This is a genomic window from Candidatus Paceibacterota bacterium (assembly GCA_035530615.1).
In the GTDB taxonomy this organism is placed as follows: domain Bacteria; phylum Actinomycetota; class Actinomycetes; order Nanopelagicales; family Nanopelagicaceae; genus QYPT01.
On record DATKUL010000002.1, the window covers coordinates 168,542 to 185,092 of the forward strand.

At 50.8% G+C, this 16,551-nt stretch carries 15 protein-coding genes and 1 pseudogene; 11 read left to right on the plus strand and 5 right to left on the minus strand.

Features of this window, described 5'->3' with window-relative positions:
• The first annotated feature begins 13 nt into the window (after positions 1 to 13).
• A complete protein-coding gene (locus tag VMW30_03840; protein HUW87491.1) occupies positions 14 to 859 on the plus strand; it encodes a phosphatidate cytidylyltransferase in 846 nt (281 codons plus the stop codon).
• Entirely contained in the window at positions 856 to 1,983 is a 1,128-nt protein-coding gene (gene rlmN / locus VMW30_03845) for a 23S rRNA (adenine(2503)-C(2))-methyltransferase RlmN (protein HUW87492.1), read from the plus strand. Before VMW30_03840 ends, rlmN begins: the two co-directional genes overlap by 4 nt.
• Before the next feature lie 23 nt (positions 1,984 to 2,006).
• Here the strand turns inward: rlmN and VMW30_03850 are convergent, their stop codons facing one another.
• From VMW30_03850 to VMW30_03870, 5 genes are all read right to left on the minus strand, one after another.
• A complete protein-coding gene (locus VMW30_03850) occupies positions 2,007 to 3,056 on the minus strand; it encodes an ABC transporter ATP-binding protein (GenBank protein HUW87493.1) in 1,050 nt (349 codons plus the stop codon).
• Positions 3,057 to 3,073: 17 nt separating this feature from the next.
• Complete coding sequence (locus VMW30_03855; GenBank protein ID HUW87494.1) at positions 3,074 to 3,868, minus strand: ABC transporter permease subunit; 795 nt, start codon at positions 3,866 to 3,868, stop codon at positions 3,074 to 3,076.
• Positions 3,865 to 4,782, minus strand: a complete 918-nt coding sequence (locus VMW30_03860; protein HUW87495.1) for an ABC transporter permease subunit — start codon at positions 4,780 to 4,782, stop codon at positions 3,865 to 3,867. Before VMW30_03860 ends, VMW30_03855 begins: the two co-directional genes overlap by 4 nt.
• Positions 4,783 to 4,799: 17 nt before the next feature.
• Entirely contained in the window at positions 4,800 to 5,930 is a 1,131-nt protein-coding gene (locus tag VMW30_03865) for an ABC transporter substrate-binding protein (GenBank protein ID HUW87496.1), read from the minus strand.
• A 437-nt stretch (positions 5,931 to 6,367) separates the two neighbouring features.
• A complete protein-coding gene (locus VMW30_03870) occupies positions 6,368 to 6,523 on the minus strand; it encodes a hypothetical protein (GenBank protein HUW87497.1) in 156 nt (51 codons plus the stop codon).
• Between the two features lie 82 nt (positions 6,524 to 6,605).
• Between VMW30_03870 and VMW30_03875 the strand changes: the two genes are divergently transcribed.
• From VMW30_03875 to modB, 9 genes and pseudogenes are all read left to right on the plus strand, one after another.
• Positions 6,606 to 7,283, plus strand: coding sequence for a GntR family transcriptional regulator (locus VMW30_03875; protein ID HUW87498.1), 678 nt, complete (start codon positions 6,606 to 6,608; stop codon positions 7,281 to 7,283).
• 158 nt (positions 7,284 to 7,441) lie between these two features.
• Complete coding sequence (locus tag VMW30_03880; protein ID HUW87499.1) at positions 7,442 to 9,106, plus strand: formate--tetrahydrofolate ligase; 1,665 nt, start codon at positions 7,442 to 7,444, stop codon at positions 9,104 to 9,106.
• Positions 9,106 to 9,552 carry an NAD(P)H-dependent oxidoreductase subunit E gene (locus VMW30_03885; protein ID HUW87500.1) on the plus strand — a complete coding sequence of 149 codons (447 nt, stop codon included), beginning with the start codon at positions 9,106 to 9,108 and terminating at the stop codon, positions 9,550 to 9,552. Before VMW30_03880 ends, VMW30_03885 begins: the two co-directional genes overlap by 1 nt.
• Positions 9,549 to 11,102: an NADH-ubiquinone oxidoreductase-F iron-sulfur binding region domain-containing protein gene (locus VMW30_03890; protein HUW87501.1), complete on the plus strand. Its 1,554-nt coding sequence runs from the start codon at positions 9,549 to 9,551 to the stop codon at positions 11,100 to 11,102. The genes VMW30_03885 and VMW30_03890 overlap by 4 nt, the downstream gene beginning before the upstream one ends.
• A pseudogene (gene fdhF / locus VMW30_03895) lies at positions 11,099 to 13,858 on the plus strand (formate dehydrogenase subunit alpha). Before VMW30_03890 ends, fdhF begins: the two are co-directional and overlap by 4 nt.
• A 51-nt stretch (positions 13,859 to 13,909) precedes the next feature.
• A complete protein-coding gene (locus VMW30_03900; protein ID HUW87502.1) occupies positions 13,910 to 14,128 on the plus strand; it encodes a formate dehydrogenase subunit delta in 219 nt (72 codons plus the stop codon).
• A gap of 1 nt (position 14,129) precedes the next feature.
• On the plus strand, positions 14,130 to 14,963 hold the full coding sequence (gene fdhD / locus VMW30_03905) for a formate dehydrogenase accessory sulfurtransferase FdhD (GenBank protein ID HUW87503.1): 834 nt from the start codon (positions 14,130 to 14,132) through the stop codon (positions 14,961 to 14,963).
• Between the two features lie 4 nt (positions 14,964 to 14,967).
• The gene (gene modA / locus VMW30_03910) at positions 14,968 to 15,750 is read left to right on the plus strand and encodes a molybdate ABC transporter substrate-binding protein (GenBank protein HUW87504.1); all 783 of its coding nucleotides are present in this window, start codon (positions 14,968 to 14,970) and stop codon (positions 15,748 to 15,750) included.
• Complete coding sequence (gene modB / locus VMW30_03915) at positions 15,747 to 16,538, plus strand: molybdate ABC transporter permease subunit (GenBank protein HUW87505.1); 792 nt, start codon at positions 15,747 to 15,749, stop codon at positions 16,536 to 16,538. The genes modA and modB overlap by 4 nt, the downstream gene beginning before the upstream one ends.
• The last annotated feature ends 13 nt before the right edge of the window (positions 16,539 to 16,551 follow it).

Sequence of the window (16,551 nt, forward strand, 5' to 3'; positions counted from 1 at the left end):
GTTCCACTGTCGAATGAATGACTTACATGCGATCAATGAAGCGATAAATCGCAAGGCGGGGAGAAAACTTCTTCCTTCGATCGCTGTCAGCGCTTCCATCGTCGCTCTTGTCTGGTTTGCACTTGCCTACCATCGTGAACTTTTTGCAATCCTCATCGGCGCAGCAGTGATTCTTGGTATTCGTGAAATTACCCAAGCGTTTCGTGTTGGCAAGACTTACCTTTCTTTGCCAGCATTAATCATTGCGACGGTGGTTCTCACTGCGGCTACGTGGCGGGGGAGTCTTACTGGTCTGGCAATCTCTACCGCGTTCTGCCTACCGATACTTCTTGTCGATTTGCTGCGCCGCGGACCCGATGGATTTATTAAGAGTGCTACAGCTACGACGCTGGTACTTATTTATTTGCCCTTTCTCTCCGGTTTTATAATTCTTCTGGCGCGACCAGTTGACGGTTTCGATCGGGTCATGACTTTTGTGGTGCTTATTGCGTGTAATGACACGTTCGGCTATTTGGTAGGAGTCCTAATTGGCAAGCATCCGTTGGTACCAAAAATTAGTCCGAAGAAGACATGGGAGGGTTTGGCAGGATCTCTGGTATTTACCGTTCTTGGCGGGGCCCTCACATTTCATTACCTCATGCACGAACATTGGTGGGTCGGCGCACTTGTTGGACTCATGGTTGTCTTTACCGCCACCAGTGGCGATCTGATTGAAAGCGCGATGAAGCGTGATCTTTCATTGAAGGATATGGGAACAATTCTTCCGGGCCATGGCGGCATGCTTGATCGATTGGATTCTGCCCTTCTTTCAGGCCCCGCTGTTTGGTTGGCCTTCGAAATTGTTAAGCGCTATTTATGACTCGCCTTGAGAAGACTCCAGAAATCAAATTGGTTTTCGACGAACCCAAGTTGAAGAAGAAGACACCCCGCCATCTTGCGGACTACTCTCCCGAACAGCGACGTGAACTAGCTATTGAACTTGGGCTTCCAGCATTTCGGGCCAATCAAGTTGCAAATCACTATTTCACACACCTTTCTTCAGATCCCGAGACGTGGAGTGATATTCCGGCGAATTTACGAGGGACAATTGCCGAACTCTTGACGCCTAAACTCATCGAATTGGTTCGTTCGGTTACTTGCGACAATGGGATGACGCGCAAAGATTTATGGCGTCTGCACGATGGCGTACTTGTTGAAAGTGTTCTGATGCGTTACACCGATCGCACAACGGTATGTATCTCATCCCAAGCCGGGTGTGGAATGAACTGTCCGTTCTGTGCAACAGGACAGGCAGGACTCACTCGCAATTTAACAGCCGGTGAAATTACCGAGCAGATCGTTGCCGCAGCCAGGTCATGTGCGCAGGGTGAGTTACCCGGCGGACCTACCCGCCTTTCAAATATTGTGTTTATGGGAATGGGCGAGCCGATGGCGAACTACAACGCCGTCATGCGAACCCTTCGCAACATCACCGATCCAAACCCACATGGACTTGGAATTAGTGCAAGATCGGTAACAGTTTCTACTGTTGGCCTGGTCAACGGAATTGAAAAATTAATGAATGAGGGTCTTCCAGTGACTCTTGCTGTGTCCCTTCACTGTCCTGATGATGATCTTCGAGACACGCTCGTCCCAATTAATTCGCGCTGGAAAATAAAGGAAGTTCTTCAGGCAGCAGATGCCTACGCAGAAAAGACTGGACGTAGATATTCGATTGAGTACGCACTCATTCGCGATATCAACGACCAAACCTGGCGCGCAGATCTTTTAGGGCGGTTGCTTAAGAATCGCAATGCCCACGTTAATTTGATTCCTCTGAATCCAACGCCAGGATCTAAATGGACGGCATCTCGTCCGGAAGACGAAGCAGAATTTGTGCGGATTCTGGAAAGTTATGGTGTACCGACGACTGTGCGAGATACGCGTGGACGAGAAATTGAAGGTGCCTGTGGGCAGTTGGCAGCGGCCGAGAATCTAAAGTAAAACGAACGAGTTGGTGCTCCAGATCAGCTCGCTACTTTCACAAAGACCGGCATATCAAGTACTGAGACATCGACGGTTGCTCCGGCAATGAGACCGACGCTTTCCGAACTCGGCATCTGCGCAGTAATGCGTGTGCCATCAGCCAAGGTGATCATGAGGCGACATGATGCACCGAGAAAACTGGCAGAGAAAATTCTGGCGGTTCCTGTTTTATTAGCCTTCACTTGAATGCTCTCAGGGCGAACAAGGGCAATTCCTATGCCCGAGGTAATCGAACCAGGAAGAACCTGAAGCGATCCACCGAGAATTTCGATTGATCCACCATTGACCTTTCCCTGCATGGGATTGGTCAGCCCAACGAATTCGGCAACGAAGGCGGTGCCGGGACGGTCATAGAGTTCGGCAGGGACTGCAATCTGTTCCAGTTGACCATTGCGCATAACTCCGACGCGGTCGGCAATGCTAAGTGCTTCCTCTTGATCGTGTGTCACAAAGAGTGTTGTGGTGCCAAGTTCCAACTGAATGCGGCGAATTTCCTCGCGCAATTGCGTGCGCACCTTTGCATCAAGGGCAGATAGAGGTTCGTCGAGGAGTAGGACTTTGGGAGAGATTGCTAGAGCGCGAGCCAGTGCAACTCGCTGCTGCTGCCCACCGGAGAGTTGGTGGGGGTAGTGGTTTCTGTGCGTTGAAAGTCCGACAATTTCGAGAAGTTCGCTGGAGCGTTGCTTCCGTTTCTCGGCAGAAGTTTTATGCGCGCGCAATTTCAACCCGTATTCAACGTTCTCCCCAGCGGTCATATGGGGGAAGAGAGAATAAGCTTGAAAAACCATTCCCATGCCGCGCTTATTGGCATTTTGGAAAGTTACATCCTTGCCATCGACGATCATCTGTCCGCGATCCAACTCTTGCAGACCAGCCAACGATCGAAGTGCCGTCGTCTTGCCACATCCCGATGGGCCAAGCAGTGCGACAAGTTCGCCTTGAGCAATATCAAGGCTTAACCCATCGAGGGCTTTAACTTTGCCAAAGTGCTTAGCAAGGTCAAGCAACTGTACGTACGGCGAAGAGCTCAACGTATGGTTCCTTTCGGTCAGGCGAGGTCAACGTCGAGAACTGCGGCACGACGTTTAGTGGCAGGGACGAGTAAGAGCAAAATCAAGACGAAAATGATTGATGCAAGCGAAACAGAAACGGCTATATTCCCGCTCGTTCTACCAATTTGAGCAATCACCACCTGGAAGGTCTTGAAGTTGAGAATATTTGAAATTGTGAATTCACCAAGGACCAATGCAATTGCAATGAACGAACCATTAATGATGCCCGTACGAATGGTCGGCATAATGACGCCAGAGATCATCCTAAAAGTTGATGCGCCCAATGTTTGCGCGGCTTCGGCAAGTGTATGAATGTCTACCGCGTCCAACGCCGCGGAAAGCGACCGATATGTATATGGCAAGATCAACATTGAATAGACACCAGCGAGCGTAATGGGTGACTCAGATAAATTAATTGAAATCCAGCGGTAGAGGGGTGCGATTCCAACCACAATTACAATTGCCGGAATCGCCAAGGGAAGCAAGCAGAGTAATTCAAATGGTCTGATCAATTTTGGTAATTTCAATTGGATCCAGATGACGGTAGGCACGATCATAAAGAGGATCAGCATCATCACTATCCCGGCGGTAATCAAAGATCGTAGAACTGCTATGCCTAAATCGGGTTGGCTGGGGATAATTCTCCAGGCGCGCAGGTTTCTTCCGCTGTCTGCAATGGCAAAGGGCTTGGTTGAAAAGTCAAACATTGAATATAGAGGCACCATTAAATAGAGGCCAACAAAGCCGATGATGATTCGACGCCACGTTTGTAGTTTCCAGGTGCGCTTCATCGGTTCGCCTCCCACTTGGTTACGCGACGGCGGAGAAGTGCGTAGAGAGCCATGACGAATGTTACGAGCACAATCATAAAGAAGGAGAGCGCTTTCGCTTCTGCCGGGTTGGCGCCACCTACCTCGCTATTGAGCGAGGTGGCAATCTGAAGCGGAGTCAAGAAACTTGATAAATTTATGAGTGTTGCAGCAGTGGCATACGCGGAGAATGAATTAACAAAAAGTAACAGCGCGGCTCCTGCAAAGGAAGGCGTGAGCACAGGAATGCCAATTTTCGTCCAGTATTCGCGGGAATTGCCGCCCAGAGAGTCAGAGGCTTCTCTCCATTGGGGGCGCAGATTTTCGATTGTGGGGAGAAAGACCAAAATCATCAAGGGAATTTGGAAGAAGGTGTAGACGACAATGAGGCCATTTAACCCGTACAACCAGGCGGAGTCGGCCAAGAATGAGCCGGGCATAACTTTTAGGGCGAGGGTGGAAATAACGCCGTTAAAACCAAAGGTTGCCAGAAAAGCGAAGGTAAGCATGACGCCACCGAATTGAGCCAGTACTGAACTGAGGGCAACGGAGAAGCGGTAAAAGAAGCCCTTCTTCTTTCCGGTGATCAGAGCCCACGCGAACAATCCACCCAATATCGAACCGGCTAGGGCGGTCCACAATGAGAGGATAAGTGAATTCTTAAAAGCGTGACGCGTGATACTTGAGTTGAATGCTTCCGTAAGGGCTGAAAGGCTAAATTTGTTTTCATTGTTTTTGAATGCGCCCAAAATGACGTTATACGTCGGATAAAGCAGAAATAAACCAGAAAAGATTAGGAAAGGCAGAACTCCCAGGTAGGCACTCTTGCTACGCCAACGCCGAGAGCCGGCGCTGCTAGTGGCAGAACCGGCTCTCGTATCAGTGACCTGAGTCATTGGGCGACTATATCTCCTTAGCCACCAACCGCTGCTGGCCATGCTTTCTTAAGATATATGACTGCCGCACTGGCCTGATCAGGTGTTGCCTTTGAGGCAGCAATCTTGCTCTTGCCGATTGCGGCAATTCCCTCAGCAGGCGCATGGTTGACCTTTAGCATCCATACCCATAATGCTGGGGTAGCTCCACCGATTGCGAAGGTCTTCGCGCCGATCTCGCCAAGTGTGTATTCCAACCAGAGGCGAGCACATGCTGGGTGCGGAGCCCAAGCAGAAATTGCCAGGTTGTATGTCGAGCCAACCAGGGCTGGGGTGAACATCTTCCAGCTCTTTCCAGCTGCCGCCATCTGCTTCTGAACTCCAGCTTGAACATAGCCATTGTCAATAACAACTGGGGTTTGACCCGAGGCAATGGTGGCTTCGGTTGGGTCGACGTTGATGAAGTTTCCGGCATCCTTCAATTTCTTGAAGAAGGCAACACCTTTTGAGACATCATCGAAGGTTCCGCCGAGCGCCTTGTTGATCATGAATAAGCCATTGAGCGCGGTGGCTGACCCCGTTGGATCGCCGTTCAAGGCAACTTTGCCCTTGAACTTTGGAAGCAAGAGATCATCCAACTTCGTAATTGTCCCAAGTGATCCGTCGTACCCGATGGTCAACGTTCCGGTGTAGTCCGGGGTGAATTCGCCCGTTGGCGAAAGAGTTGATGCAAAAGATAGGTAATGCCACATCTTAACTTTGTATGGGGCGAAAGTGCCGGTGCCGGCATACTTATCTGCAACAGCGATACCGATGTCGAAAACGTCCGGTGAGCGGTTGGTGCCCTTGTTGGTATTTGCGGCATCAATCTCTTCCTGCGAAGAGCCTTCTGGGTTGGCTTCATCAATCTTCACGCCGTATGCCGCCTTGAAACCTGCAAGCATATCGCCCCAGTTGGCCCAGTAGTGAGGCAATGCGATGACGTTGAGCTGGCCTTCCTTTTGGCAGGCGGCGATCATGCCGTTTATTCCGCCATTGCCAACTGATAACTTTTTGACGGTGTTGTAATTCGCAGCGGCGGATGCCGTTGTGATGCTTAACGCAGGGAACGTGAGTGCGACAGCAAGTACTGCGCCCACCGATCCCCGAGTGAACTTCGAGAACGTCACTATATTCCTCCTCATTGGTTATGTTGTTTCGATCAATCCGTTCAGTACGGTACGCATATTGACTGCAGGCGAACGACTATTCGCACTGATAATGCGTATCGCGCTCCTTCTCTCGCCCGCGACCGACCCTGGGCAAGGCTTAGTTCGGCTAAACTTAGTCTTCGGAACATCGCTCGTCTAGGAAAAGTTGACCGACTTGATAACTATTGCATAACGGTCTAACCAAACTTCGTTGCTACGGGATCCAATGCACGAACCTTTAGTGGATTTCTTATGAATAGATGGCCACCATTTTGGGGGAGGGCTAACCCACTTTTAGGAAGACCTTCGAATTCGTAGAATCATGCTTCGTGTGCTGGGCAGACCTTCAGTTCAATTGATTGAACATCAACCTGAGTGGGTGATGGGTAGTACATCGTGCGCTCGCGAACATTCGTCTATGTAAGGCCGTGACCCCTAGGCAATCCAATCGGTGTGCCATGTGGGTGCCAGTACTTCACGTCATAGTGAGCAGTCCCGTCATCTATGACACCTTCGTATTTCTCATGCGATCCAGAGTCCGGTCGGAGAGCAAGTCCATCAAGAAGTGCCAAGTACCCATTGATTTCAGCGATTTCTCAGAAATCACTCGCTCTTATGTATCTATCTGTTTGATACTGATATATCATCGCCTACGTGAGCGTGACCTCCATCTCGACGGGTGCAAAGGGACCCAGCCAGCCTGGCGTATCCCAATCGGAGGAGGCCTATAACCAGATTCGCGCCATGATCGTCTCGTTAGAGCTTGAGCCCGGTTCGCTGATCAATGAATCCGAACTTATGTCACGTTTGGGGTTCGGTCGTACTCCCATTCGGGAAGCGCTTCGAACGTTGGCAAGTGAGAAGTTGGTGGATGTCTATCCTCGTCGCGGAATGTTTGTCGCAAGCGTCGATGTTCAGAATCTTTCTGCGATTTCAGAAGTTCGTGCAGTGCTGGAAATCAAAGCGGCAAGTTTGGCAGCCGAGCGTTCGACACCACACGATAGGGCAATCACGGTCGCATTAATTGCGGAGATTGACGCCATCAAAGGCAAGTTGAATATGACCAAGCTCATTCAATTGGACCAGCGTATTCATCGACACATTTATCAGTGCACCCACAATCAATTTCTTGAGACGACTCTTGAGCAGTATTACGGTCACGCACTTCGTATCTGGTTTCTTGCGCTAGACCGTGTAGACAATCTTTCAGAGGCAACGATCGAGCATCGTGCACTTCTTAAGGCGATCCGCGATCACGACTCAATCGCCGCAGCAAAGGCAATGCAAGATCACGTTGAAGGGTTTGAAGGCAATATTCGTCGCAATCTTTAATACTTGAAGTCAACTGATAGAGAAAAGGATCGAGTCATGAGCACGGTTCCAGTGAAGGCAAAGGCGGTTGTCATCGGCGACCTTCACCAAATTATTCCCGCACTCACTGCCGCAGTCAGAGCAAGCAAAAACTAACAAGAGATAAGAGGGCTATAAAAGTGTCAGATATTGAAATCGCACAGTCGGCCAGCATGAAACCAATTGCGGAGATTGGAGCGGTACTTGGAATCGATCCGGCACAGCTTGAGCCCTATGGGCACTACAAGGCGAAGGTGTCTCTCAAGTATTTGGACTCTCTTCCCAAGCGTGCAGATAGCAAATTGATTCTTGTGACCGCGATCAGTCCGACGCCAGCAGGGGAGGGAAAGACAACAACCACCGTTGGGTTAGGCGATGCTCTCCGTCACATCGGCAAAGACGCCATGATCTGTCTGCGTGAGCCATCACTTGGACCTGTATTCGGAATGAAGGGCGGAGCAGCAGGAGGCGGCTACGCGCAGGTTGTTCCCATGGAAGATATCAATCTTCACTTCACGGGGGATTTCAACGCGATTGCGCTAGCCAACAACCTGCTTGCTGCCCTTTTGGACAATCACATTCACCACGGGAACGTATTGAATATTGATGTCAGACGGGTGACATGGAAGCGCGTTGTCGATATGAACGATCGTGCCCTTCGCGACATTGTGGTTTCACTCGGTGGAGTAGGAAATGGTTATCCGCGCCAGGATGGATTCGACATTGTGGTGGCATCCGAGATCATGGCCATCTTCTGCCTGGCTACTTCAATCGAGGATCTAAAGGAGCGAATCGGCAAAATCGTGGTGGCATACAGCCGCGACAAGAAACCAATTCTGGCAAGTGATCTCAATGCCCAAGGGGCGATGACGGTCATTCTTAAGGATGCATTCCAGCCAAACCTGGTACAGACTCTCGAGAACACGCCAGCATTCGTTCACGGAGGGCCCTTTGCAAATATCGCTCACGGCTGCAACTCAGTTGTTGCCACAACCTCTGCTCTCAAGCTCGCAGATTATGTGATCACCGAGGCTGGATTTGGCGCTGATCTCGGGGCTGAGAAGTTCATAGATATCAAGTGCCGCAAATCCGGACTTCGTCCATCGGCCTGCGTTCTAGTGGCAACCATTCGCGCGCTTAAATACCATGGTGGTGCTGACCTCAAGACAATTACTGAAGAGAATCTAGCGGCACTTGATGCTGGCATTGTTAACTTGGAGAAGCATGTATCCAACATTAAGGATGTCTACGGAATGCCGGTTGTAGTTTCGATCAACCACTTCACAAGTGATACTGAGGCTGAAGTTCAACTCCTCCGGAAGAGAGTCGAAGCGATCGGCGTGAGAATTGTTCTGGCAACTCACTGGGCCGATGGCGGTAAAGGCGCAACAGATCTAGCACAGGCAGTTGTAGAACTTTGCGACGAGAAGAGCGAAGTCACCTTCGTTTACCCAAATGAGGCAACTCTCTGGGAGAAAGTAAATGCCGTTGCAACCCGTGTGTATGGTGCATCAGAAGTCACTGCAGATTCAAAGGTTCGATCCAAAATTAAGGAATTGCAGGAATCTGGATATGGTCATTTCCCAATCTGCGTTGCCAAGACCCAGTATTCATTCTCTACTGATGCAGCATTGCGCGGCGCACCGAAGGGTCATTCAATCAACATCCGAGAGGTGCGGCTTTCTGCGGGGGCTGAATTTATTGTGATGGTATGTGGCGAAATTATGACAATGCCCGGTCTGCCGAAGGTTCCATCGAGTGAGCGCATTGACTATGTCGACGGAAAAGTGGTGGGGTTGTTCTAATGACATTCACGCCTTGGTCAAAGGAGTCGGCATCGACCGTTCTGGATACCACCCGCCGCGAGCCAGGACCGGTCCTGATTTCCTTGCAAGCACTACAAGCGAAGTTCGGTTATGTCCATGCCGAGGCGGTTTCCCTGGTGGCCGAGGCGTGCAATGTTTCCCGCGCAGATGTACATGGAGTGCTTACCTATTATCACGACCTGCGACGAACACCTCCACCAGAAAATATCGTGAGTATTTGCGGCGCCGAGGCTTGCCAGTCTGTGGGTGCGCGAGAACTTATCAAGGACGCCAAGAAATCACTCCCACGTGAGGTTGAGATCAGAGAGGTCTTCTGCTTTGGAAACTGCGCTTTAGGTCCTGCGGCCAGCGTCAATGGCAAACTCATTGGTCGTGCGCGTGTGGAGGATCTTCTTGCGAATCTGCAGGCGAGTGATAAAAAATGAGCCAAGCACGCATCTTTGTACCTAGAGACTCAGCCGCTCGGTCAGTCGGCGCTGATGAAGTCGCGGAAGCGATTGAACGCGAATCGATCAAGCGGGGAATTGCAATCACGATCGTGCGCAACGGGTCACGTGGGGCTCTCTGGCTAGAACCATTGGTAGAAGTCGAAACAAGTGAAGGGCGGGTGGCTTATGGTCCCGTCCAAGTCGTGGATGTTCCGTCTCTCTTTGATGCCGGATTTCAGTTGGGTCACCAACACTTGCTTTCGCACGGACTTACCGCGGACATTGCCTGGCTGGCACGGCAGGATCGCTTTACTTTTGAGCGAGTCGGTGTCGTCGACCCATTATCAATAGCCGATTACCAAGATCACGGCGGACTCGTTGGTTTAAGAAGAGCACTTGAGATGGATTCAGACACAATCGTGGCTGAGGTGACAGACTCGGGATTGCGCGGTCGCGGTGGCGCAGGTTTCCCCGCTGGAATTAAATGGAGAACCGTGCTCGCAACTCCCGATGAGCAGAAATTTGTTTGTTGCAATGCAGATGAGGGAGATAGCGGAACATTCGCCGACCGCATGTTGATGGAGGGCGATCCTTTTACTCTCCTTGAAGGTATGACAATTGCGGCGGTTGCAGTGGGGGCGACTGAAGGAGTTATTTATATTCGCTCCGAGTATCCAGATGCAATTGCGACGATGCACCAAGCCATTGAAATTGCCCGAGAGTTTGGATGGTTGGGTGCAAGCGTCTTAGGAAGTACTCACGCATTTGATATCCGGGTACGCACTGGCGGCGGGTCTTATGTCTGCGGTGAAGAGACTGCGATGCTGGAAAGTATTGAGGGAAAACGGGGAGTGGTCCGTTCTAAACCACCTCTTCCCGCAATTCAGGGCCTCTTTGGAAAACCAACCGTTATCAATAACGTTCTCACTCTTGCCACTGTGCCATCGATTCTTGCAAAGGGTGCCGCCGCGTACTCTGGAAGAGGTGTAGGTCGCTCGATCGGTACTCAAGTTTTCCAGCTCGCCGGAAATATCGCACAAGGTGGAATTGTCGAAATTGCCTTTGGTGTCACTCTAGAGACCTTGGTCAACGATTTCGGGGGCGGGACACTAAGCAAGCGCCCAGTGAGAGCTGTGCAAATTGGTGGCCCGCTCGGCGCCTATTTACCCGTCTCGGCCTTCGACGTTTCCATGGATTACGAGTCACTGATCGCTGCAGGTGGAATGTTGGGCCACGGTGGGATTGTGATCTTTGACGAGAGCGTCGACATGGCGGTGCAGGCGAAATTCGCGATGGAGTTCTGCGCCATTGAGTCATGCGGCAAATGCACACCATGTCGGCTCGGTTCTGTGCGTGGAGCTGAGACCATTGCGAAGATGATGCGAGGGGAGGATTTCCAAGGCAGTAAGAAGCTCCTCCTGGATCTGTGCGAAGTGATGACGGATGGCTCGCTCTGTGCGATGGGCGGGCTTACACCGTTACCCGTAAGGAGCGCGATGCTACATTTTGAGGAAGACTTCGCAGTACGGAGAGAGGTCAAACAATGACGCTAATAATGGAGCCTGATTACGGCACCCCTGCGAGTAAGCGGACCGAACTTGTTCACGTTGAAATTGACGGGATCGCAGTAGAGATCCCTGCCGAAACTTCAATCATGCGGGCATCTGAGATTGTCGGGATTTCTATTCCTAAGCTCTGCGCGACAGATAGTCTCAACGCTTTTGGGTCATGTCGTCTATGTGTCGTTGAAATCGATGGCCGAAATGGAACACCTTCTTCGTGCACCACTCCTGTTGTCGAAGGAATGAAAATCTTGACAAATAGCGAACGCATTGATCGGATTCGCCAAGGAGTGATGGAACTTTATTTGTCTGATCACCCTGCGGTCTGCGCATCCGGACACGAGTGCGAAGTGCACGGGATGGCCAAACGGGTGGGTTTGAATGAAGTCCGGTATTCTGGACGCACGCACTTGGATTTGCCTAAAGATGAGTCCAATCCCTATTTCACCTTTGATTCGACAGAGTGCATTGTTTGCAATCGGTGTGTACGTGCTTGCGATGAAGTTCAGGGTACCTTCGCGCTCACCATCGAGAACCGTGGATTTGAGGCGCGTGTCTCATCATCCGGCACATCCTTTATCGAGAGCGAATGCGTTTCTTGCGGTGCTTGCGTGCAAGCATGTCCCACCGGTGCTCTGACCGAGAAGACTCTGTACACCATTGGTACCCCCACTCGGTCGGTCATTACTACCTGCGCATATTGCGGTGTTGGTTGCTCATTTAAGGCGGAGATGCGCGGAGACGAATTAGTTCGCATGGTCCCTTACAAGGAAGGCGGCGCGAACGAGGGCCATTCCTGCGTAAAGGGCCGTTTTGCGTGGGGATATGCGACTCACGAAGACCGCATAACCTCTCCAATGATTCGCGAGAAAATCACCGATTCATGGAAAACTGTGAGTTGGCAAGAAGCGATTGGATATGCAGCCTCACGATTGAAAACGATTCAAAATGAGTACGGAAACGAGAGCATTGGCGGAATTACGTCATCAAGATGTACAAATGAGGAAGTGTATGTTGTGCAGAAAATGGTTCGTGCGGCCATGGGCAATAACAATGTTGATACCTGCGCAAGGGTCTGCCACTCGCCCACTGGGTATGGACTCAGCCAGACTTTTGGGACTTCGGCGGGTACACAAGATTTCGAATCGGTAGAGCATTCAGATGTCATCATGCTCATTGGTGCCAATCCAACCGCGGCTCATCCAGTCTTCGCCGCTCGAATGAAGCAAGCTCTGCGTAAAGGGGCTCAACTCATCGTGATAGACCCCCGTGCCATTGAATTAGTCCGTACTCCTCATGTGGAAGCCACGCATCACCTTCAACTGATGCCAGGAGCAAACGTAGCCATCATCAACGCTCTGGCTTATGTGATTGCGGAGGAGGGTCTCTTTGATCGCGCATTCGTCAATGAGCGTTGCGACCTTGAGTCATTTGCACGCTGGGAAGAGTTCATAAGCCTTCCTGAGAACAGTCCTGAATCACTTGAAGGCATCACTCGAGTACCTGCAGAGCAGGTTCGTGCCGCAGCCCGGTTATTTGCTTCCGCCCCAAATGGTGCTATCTATTACGGGCTCGGTGTCACAGAGCACAGTCAGGGCTCAACCATGGTGATGGGTATCGCAAACTTGGCGATGGCAACTGGAAATATTGGCCGCCCCGGTGTGGGCGTCAATCCGCTCCGTGGCCAGAACAATGTGCAGGGTTCATGCGATATGGGATCGTTCCCGCACGAACTACCTGGATACCGTCACATTTCAAATCCGAAGACTCGTGAAATTTTTGAAAATATCTGGGGCCGGAAAATCAAGGCAGAGCCGGGACTTCGTATCCCGAATATGTTCGATGCAGCGATCTCGGGTGAGTTCAAGGGTCTTTATGTGCAAGGTGAAGATATAGCCCAGTCCGACCCAAATACTTCTCACGTACATGCGGCCCTACGTGCTATGGAATTGATTATTGTTCAAGATCTCTTCCTCAATGAGACGTCAAAGTTTGCGCACGTCTTTTTACCCGGGACATCTTTTCTAGAAAAGGATGGGACCTTCACAAACGCCGAGCGTCGGATCAACCGCGTCCGTCCAGTGATGCCATCCAAGACTGGAAAGTCGGAGTGGGAAGTCACTTGCGATTTAGCTAAGGCACTCGGCTTTGAAATGGAGTATAAGAACGGTGCCGAGATCATGGATGAGATCGCCGCCACGACTCCGACATTTAGCGGAGTCTCTTTTGCAAAGCTTGACGAATTGGGAAGCATCCAGTGGCCTTGCAATGAAGCAAATCCAACCGGCACTCCGGTTATGCACGTCAATCATTTCGTCCGTGGCGAAGGTCGTTTCATGGAGACTCCTTTTGTACCGACAGATGAGCGGGCGTCACGTAAATTCCCACTACTGCTTACAACGGGGCGTATTCTTAGCCAGTACAACGTCGGTGCTCAGACTCGTCGCACCGCAAATGTGATTTGGCACTCCGAAGATATTCTTGATATTCACGAGTCAGACGCGATGCTACGCGGAATCAGTGACGGGGGATGGGTGCGTCTTTCCAGCCGAGTGGGCGAAACCGTCTTAAGGGCTCGAATCACTGATGAAGTTCCAGCCGGCGTGGTCTACACGACCTTCCACTTTCCCGAAAGTGGCGCCAACGTCATCACTACTGATTACTCCGATTGGGCGACAAACTGCCCCGAATACAAAGTGACTGCGGTAGAGATCGCTCCAAGCCTGCGTGGTCCGAGAGAAATCTTGGAACATGTCCTACATGGAGATGTTGAGCTGGCATCAATCATTCGTATGGCGAATCAAATCGCGGCTAATGTGCCGGCACATGCAGCGCCAGAGTTAGCGGTCGCCCACCACATCGTTCAATTCTGGACACCCACCATGAAAGAGCGATTGATTAATGAGGCTGATCGATCAGAACTTTCACCAATTGTCCAGCAGGCAATCGATCTGGAGCTTAATCCCCTCCCACCTGAGAATTTCGAGTTCTCCCGACACCAGCAGGCATAACATGCTTGGTGATGAATCTGCTCCATCTTCTATCGCTCGAGTAAGAGTTCAAGCGACCGATTCAGGGGAAGTCGCTACTGACAGTGTCGTAGTTGAAGAGCCCTTGGAGATTCGCATCAAACGTGGGAGTGTTGAAGAGCAACTCGGCATAACCATGAGAACCCCAGGTTCTGATCTAGAACTTACCGCAGGTTTTTTGTGGGGAGAGGGATTCCTAAATTCTCCAGATCAGCTAGTGAATGTAAAGTCATGTGGAGACAAATTACTTACACCTCGACAACGGGCAAATATAACAATCGCTCAAGTGAGTGATGATGCACCTGTCCATTCACGATCCATGGATCGTCGCTTTACAATGACTTCTGCATGTGGGGTTTGTGGCTCCACCAGCATGGCTGATCTTCATAAGCGCGGTGTCAAACCCGTTGTGAAGAGCTCGCGCGATATTCAAACTCTCGCAGGCATGACGACCTTTCTTGAGGGCCGCCAGAGCGTCTTTAAGAAGACAGGCGGGTTACACGCCGCACTTTTAGTTGACCCCAATGGCGAACCTAAGTGGATTCGTGAAGATGTGGGACGGCACAATGCCGTCGATAAGGTGAATGGTGCGGCGCTTATGGCTGGCCAACTTCCACTGCATGATTGGACTCTTGTTGTATCGGGAAGAGTTGGATACGAGATTGTTCAAAAGGCAATCGTTGCTGGAATTTCTGCACTCGTGGGCGTTTCGGCACCGACTTCGTTGGCGGTGGATCTTGCTTTTGAATTCGATCTCACCTTATTGGCCTTTGCGCGCAACGGGAAGGCCAAGGTCTATTTACCGTTGCTAGGATGACGAAGTGAAAAGTCGTCTAGAGATACTAGCTCTGACCGTCGTAGTCCTGCTTGCGGGCTGTTCCTCTTCTGTTACTGCATCTGTGAAAATAGAACAGAGCAAGAAAGAGACACTCACAGTTTTTGCCGCATCAAGCCTAAACGGGGTCTTCACTAAATTAGGCAGAGTGTTCGAGGAAACTCATTCCGGAGTGAACGTCCAATTTTCATTTTTATCTTCCACGACGCTGGCAACGCAAATAGTTGCTGGAGCGCCCGCCGATCTTTTTGCTTCAGCGTCAGAGTCGGATATGAAGGCCGCGGAGACACAAATTCCCCATTCTAAAATATTTACTTCTAACCGTATTGTTCTGGCCACGCCGAAAGCAAACCCCTTTCGTATCAGTGCGGTTGCCGATCTGAACAAGCCGGGAGTGAAGTGGATTCAATGTAATCCAGCTGCCCCGTGTGGAGTTGTCGCTGCTTCTGCGTTTTTATCCGAAGGATCCGTAAAATCCAAGCCAGTTTCTTTTGAGCAGAATGTCGCAAGTGTTGTCTCGAAATTGATCAGCGGGGAAGTGGATGCCGCCCTCATTTACCATACAGATTACCTAGCCCATGTAGCGGCTCTCAGGGAGATTGCCTTTAAAGACTCGAAAGCAGCGACCACTTTGTATTCTGTAGGAGTGGTGAAATTGAGTTCAAAGAAAGCACTTTCAAAGTCCTTTGTAGATCTACTCCTTTCCGCCGTGGGCCAAAAGACTCTTGCCGACGCCGGATTTATGAACGTTGCTAAGAGCGCTTCATGACGAGACGAAAGTTGGATTCCTTCAATTGGACGGTCGCCATATTGGCGAGTTTGCTGCTAGTACTTCCATTGGTCGCGCTCTTTACAAAAGTTCCTTGGGCTTCACTCCTCACCCGTCTGTCTGAACCGAATTCGATCAGTGCAATTCGCCTCTCGCTTTGGAGTTCATTAATTGCCGCACTGCTTTGCGTGGCGCTCGGCGTTCCACTTGCCTGGGTTTTAGCAAAGGGGAATCCTCGTTTAATAAACATTTTACGTCCACTTGTCCTTGCTCCCATGGTTCTACCTCCAACCGTTGCAGGCATGTCACTTCTGGCGCTCCTTGGTCGCGAAGGGTTGTTGGGACGGTACATCTATCAGGCGACGGGATGGTCGATGCCATTCACCACTACTGCGGTGGTCGTCACCGGTGTATTCGTGGGAATGCCCTTTCTTGCACTTGTGGTGGAATCTACTTTTCGCCACCTTCCAACGGATCAAGTTGATGCCGCCGAGATTGACAGAGCAACTCCGTTCATGCTCTTTTGGAAGATTGCTCTGCCACAAGCAAGGAACGGCATTGCCACGGGTGCTGTATTAGCGTGGGCGCGGGCGCTTGGTGAATTTGGTGCGACGATGATGTTTGCAGGATCTCTTCCAGGTTTAACGCAGACCTGGCCCATGCAGGTGTATTTCGCTGCTGATCAGGATATGTCGACTGCTTATGCGTTAAGCGCAGTAATGGCGTTTGTAGCATTTGGCGTTGTTTACAGTCTTCGAAAACAACTACGTCACGCTTTTTCGAGTTAGGGTCTAGGACGCC